Origin of the sequence: Rhodococcus sp. BS-15, assembly GCF_000813105.1 — a bacterium.
In the GTDB taxonomy this organism is placed as follows: Bacteria; Actinomycetota; Actinomycetes; order Mycobacteriales; family Mycobacteriaceae; genus Rhodococcoides.
The window spans coordinates 1-4,176 of sequence record NZ_BAOX01000369.1 but is presented as its reverse complement, the minus strand read 5'-3'; the positions used below and the strand labels follow the sequence as shown (position 1 = coordinate 4,176).

General features: G+C 64.6%; 5 protein-coding genes. 3 read left to right on the top strand and 2 right to left on the bottom strand.

The genetic code is table 11. From position 1 onward, the window contains the following. Window positions 1–646 (top strand): proton-conducting transporter membrane subunit (locus RHBS_RS25155; protein ID WP_272913897.1); only part of this gene is annotated, 646 nt, incomplete at its 5' end. Then, entirely contained in the window at window positions 643–2,205 is a 1,563-nt protein-coding gene (gene nuoN / locus RHBS_RS25150; RefSeq protein ID WP_128646782.1) for an NADH-quinone oxidoreductase subunit NuoN, read from the top strand. The genes RHBS_RS25155 and nuoN, both read left to right, overlap by 4 nt. Before the next feature lie 11 nt (window positions 2,206–2,216). Here the strand turns inward: nuoN and RHBS_RS25145 are convergent, their stop codons facing one another. Then, window positions 2,217–2,696 carry a DUF4188 domain-containing protein gene (locus tag RHBS_RS25145; RefSeq protein WP_128646781.1) on the bottom strand — a complete coding sequence of 160 codons (480 nt, stop codon included), beginning with the start codon at window positions 2,694–2,696 and terminating at the stop codon, window positions 2,217–2,219. Between the two features lie 76 nt (window positions 2,697–2,772). Between RHBS_RS25145 and RHBS_RS25140 the strand changes: the two genes are divergently transcribed. After that, window positions 2,773–3,369, top strand: coding sequence for a TetR/AcrR family transcriptional regulator (locus RHBS_RS25140; RefSeq protein ID WP_128646780.1), 597 nt, complete (start codon window positions 2,773–2,775; stop codon window positions 3,367–3,369). On the opposite strand, the gene RHBS_RS25135 is transcribed toward RHBS_RS25140, so the two are convergent. Continuing rightward, window positions 3,363–4,176 (bottom strand): YdcF family protein (locus tag RHBS_RS25135; RefSeq protein ID WP_145977603.1); only part of this gene is annotated, 814 nt, incomplete at its 5' end. The two genes, RHBS_RS25140 and RHBS_RS25135, sit on opposite strands and share 7 nt — an antisense overlap.

Sequence of the window (4,176 nt, the reverse complement as noted above, 5' to 3'; positions counted from 1 at the left end):
GATCATCACTCTCGCGGTCATCGGCATCGTCTACGGCGCGATACTGGCGATCGGCCAGACCGACATGATGAGACTGATTGCCTACACGTCGATTTCGCACTTCGGATTCATCATCCTCGGCATCTTCGCCATGACCGGCCAGAGTCAGGCCGGCGCCACGCTGTACATGGTCAACCACGGAATCTCGACGGCCGCACTGTTCTTGATCGCGGGCTTCCTCGTGTCGCGTCGAGGGTCACGAGCTATCGCCGACTACGGCGGGGTGCAGAAGGTGGCACCGGTGCTTGCCGGGACGTTCTTGATCTCGGGGCTTGCCACGCTCTCGCTCCCCGGCCTCGCGCCGTTCGTGAGCGAATTCCTCGTGCTGATCGGCACGTTCGGTCGATACGGCGTCGCCGCGATAGTGGCCGCAGGAGCCCTCGTGCTGTCGGCGATCTACATTCTGTGGCTCTACCAGCGCGTCATGACCGGCCCGGTCCGGGAGGGCAACGAGACGGTGCCCGATCTCGTTCGACGCGAGCTGGTTGTGGTGGTGCCGTTGATCGCGTTGCTGATCGTGCTCGGGGTGTATCCGAAACCTGCGCTCGATGTCATCACTCCGGCAGTGCAATCCACGATAGTCGACAGTTCAGGAGGTCAGCGATGACCACACCCGAGGTGCAGTACGGTTTGCTGGCACCGATGTTGATCGTGTTTTCGGTCGCAGTGCTCGGTGTTCTCGTCGAAGCGTTCGTGCCGCTGCGGGCCCGTCGGATCACGCATCTGAGTCTCGCTCTCGCGGGACTGGTGGCGGCGCTGGCGGCGATCCTCGGTCTGGCAGGCACCGAGGCGTCGGCGATGTCCGGGGCGGTAGCGATCGACGGTCCCACCCTTTTTCTGCAGGGAACCATTGTGCTGGTGTCGATTCCGGCAATCGCACTGCTCGCGGAGCGCACCGTTGCAGTGACGTCGGCCGGTGCCGAACGCCGCATAGATTCGTTCACTCCGCAGGCATCGACCACTCCGGGCAGCGTGGCGGAGAAGGAGGCCATCGACGCAGGCGTCGCCCAGACCGAGGTGTTTCCTCTGGCGATGTTCGCGATCGGCGGCATGTTGTTGTTTCCGGCGTCCACGGATCTGCTGACGATGTTCGTGGCGCTCGAAGTGCTGTCGTTGCCGCTGTATCTGCTCTGCGGACTGGCCCGACGGCGGCGGTTGCTCTCTCAGGAAGCGGCTCTCAAATACTTTCTGTTGGGCGCGTTCTCGTCCGCGTTCTTCCTGTTCGGTGTCGCGTTCCTGTACGGGTACGCCGGAACCGTTCGGTTGGACGGCATCGCCGACGCCATCGCGGTGGACGGTCAGGGCAGATCGCTCGCGCTGATCGGAACCGCGTTGCTGGCAGTGGGTCTGTTGTTCAAGGTCGGCGCGGTGCCCTTCCATTCCTGGATTCCCGATGTCTACCAGGGTGCCCCCACTCCGGTGACGGCTCTGATGGCCACGGTGACCAAGGTCGCGGCCTTCGGCGCGATTCTCCGCATCTTCGGGATGGCGCTACCCGGTCTCGAATCGAGCTGGCGCCCGATGCTGTGGGTCGTCGCCATCGCGACGATGGTGCTGGGTTCGGTTGTCGCGGTGACGCAGACCGATGTGAAACGGATGCTGGCCTACTCGTCCGTTGCGCACACCGGATTCATCCTCACCGGAGTGACGGCACTGGGTGATTCGGGTGACGTGGGTGATTCCGGTGTGTCGGCCACGATGTTCTATCTGTTGGCGTATGCCTTCAGCACTCTCGGGGGGTTCGCGATCATCGGGTTGGCACGCGACGAACGCGGTGAGGTGAGCGATCTGGAACGGTGGGCGGGAATCGGTCGACGCTCTCCGCTGGTGGCTGCGGTCTTCGGATTGTTCTTGCTCTCGTTCGCCGGCATACCGCTCACCAGTGGCTTCATCGGCAAGTTCGCGGTGTTCAGTGCTGCCTCGGGTGCCGGGGGAGCGGCACTGGTCGTGGTCGGCGTGGTGTGCAGCGCGATTGCAGCGTTCTTCTACGTACGGGTGATCGTGCTGATGTTCTTCACCGATCCGGGAGCCAGGACCGCCACGATCGTGCGCCCGACGGCCTCGGTATCGTGCGCGATCGGGCTCTCGGTGGTGGTCACCGTGGTTCTCGGAGTCTTCCCACAGCCCGTTCTCGACCTCGCTGCGCGTGCCGGGAACTTCCTGTAGCCGTCGAGCTTCTACTTCGCGGACTTCATTCGCTGCTTCCACGTCTGCGAGCCCGTACCGACCGGGATTCCACCGATGGCTCCCGCGAGGCCGAACCCAGGCATGTTGACGTAGATCGCCTCACTGTTCTGTGCTGTCGCGGTATAGGTTTCGTGCCACACGCCGACGTGGCGGGTTGCGGCCACCGATCGGTTGAAGGCGCGCCAGGCGGGTGCATGTGGTGCGTCGGGATCGGAGGCGAATCGCGTCAAGTCCTCGGCAGTGCGCCAGTAGCTGACCAACATGGTGGTGCGTCCCAGCCACGAGTGATAGCCGAGCAGCCCGGAGGCGGGATCCTGCTCGAGATGGCCGAGCATCCGCGGCATCGCGCGCACCGCGGGTAGCCACGAGTGAACGGCCACCGGATTGTTGATACGCATTCCGATGAGGAAGACAGTGACGGTGTCTCGTTCGGATTCGACCGTGCGGCGTCCGTCGATGATGGGTGGCATGCCGTGTTCCCGTCTGTTCGTGGGGTAAAGCATTATGTGACACTGTTATAAAACACCGTTGTGATAAGTTTCGCAAGTGGCGAGACCCAGAATTCACGACGCGGAGTTGCGGACCCGGCTACTCGAGGCCGCGGCGGAAACCGTTGCGAACCAGGGCGTCGACTCGTTGTCGCTGCGTAAACTCGCGGCCGCACAGAGCACCTCGACAACGGCGATCTATTCACTGTTCGGCGGACGCGCCGAGTTGCTCGTGGCACTGTTCGCCACGTCGTTCGCGAGTTTCGGGGACTCCCAGCGCCGGGTCCCGGTCACAGGCGATCCCGAGGTCGATCTGCGCGAACTCGCCGCCGCGTACCGAGACTGGGCTCTACGCAATCCGCATCTGTACGCGGTGATGTTCGGCGGAGTGCTCGGTTCGATCGATGTGGCAGACGAGGCGCAGCGCGCGGACGCGGCCATGGATCCGCTCCGCGCGGCCGTCTCGAGCGCCGTCGCGGCGGGAACGATGAGCGGGGCTTCGGTCGAGCTGATCAGCCACTCGTTCTGGGCGATCGTGCACGGGTTGGTGTCGCTGGAGTTGGCAATGCCCTCGACCTCCGACGACGACGAGACCCGTCGCGCGATGTTCCACGCGGGAACGGAGTCCGTGCTGCGCGGGTGGTCGCGTCAGTAGGTGCGCGGTATTCCGAGAATCTTGGTTGCATCCACGGTCATACCCAACCGAGCTGTCGGAGCGAGTGCGGGCAGATCCGGGACATCGTCGACATTGGTGGTCGCAGCGCCGATCACGTCGGAGCCGGCGATCTCGAAGTCCGATATCGCACGCCGTAGGTGGCTCGGAGTCGTCGCCAGCACCATGTTCTCGATGCCGATCTCAGCTGCCAGTGCGGTGGTGCGCTGTGCGTTCTGCACCGTCGAATTCGCGGTCGATTCGCTGTGAATGCGGTCGGCCGCGATGCCTTCCTCGACGAGCCACCGCTGCATTGCCTCGGCCTCGGTGATGCCGCTCTGCGGATTCCCGCCGGTGACGATGATGGGGGACTCGGGGGAGCGCTCCGCCGCGGCGACGGCCGAGCGTAGTCGTGCCACCAACTCGGGTGTCATGTTGCCGTCACCGTCGAGCCCCAGCCCGAGCACCACGATCGCGGTGCGCGGTCCGTCGGTGGTCGGCGCGAAGTCGATTGTCTCCGTGGCGACTTCGTCGATGACGGCGATGGCTCGATCGACTGCATCGGCCAGAGTGGGAGAGAGGCCGCGTAGGCGAGCCCCATGCTCCGCCACAGCAGCGGCATCGGCGGTTGCGTTGGCGTAGAACGTCTGCAGCGCTGCCACATTGGCGTCGTCCGCGGCGGCGGTTGCGAGTGCGTCGAGTGCAGCGAAACCGGTGTCGTAGCGACCCTTCACCAGCGCATCCTGCGCGCCGTTGTACTGCTCTGCGTCGGCCGAGCGGACCGACTCGGCGGCGGTTGCCGGGGCCGAC

What these genes read in the sequence shown, in the direction of transcription:
- nuoN (WP_128646782.1), top strand. Translation starts at nt 643, where the DNA reads ATGACCACACCCGAGGTGCAGTACGGTTTGCTGGCACCGATGTTGATC.
- RHBS_RS25145 (WP_128646781.1), bottom strand. Translation starts at nt 2,696, where the DNA reads ATGCCACCCATCATCGACGGACGCCGCACGGTCGAATCCGAACGAGAC.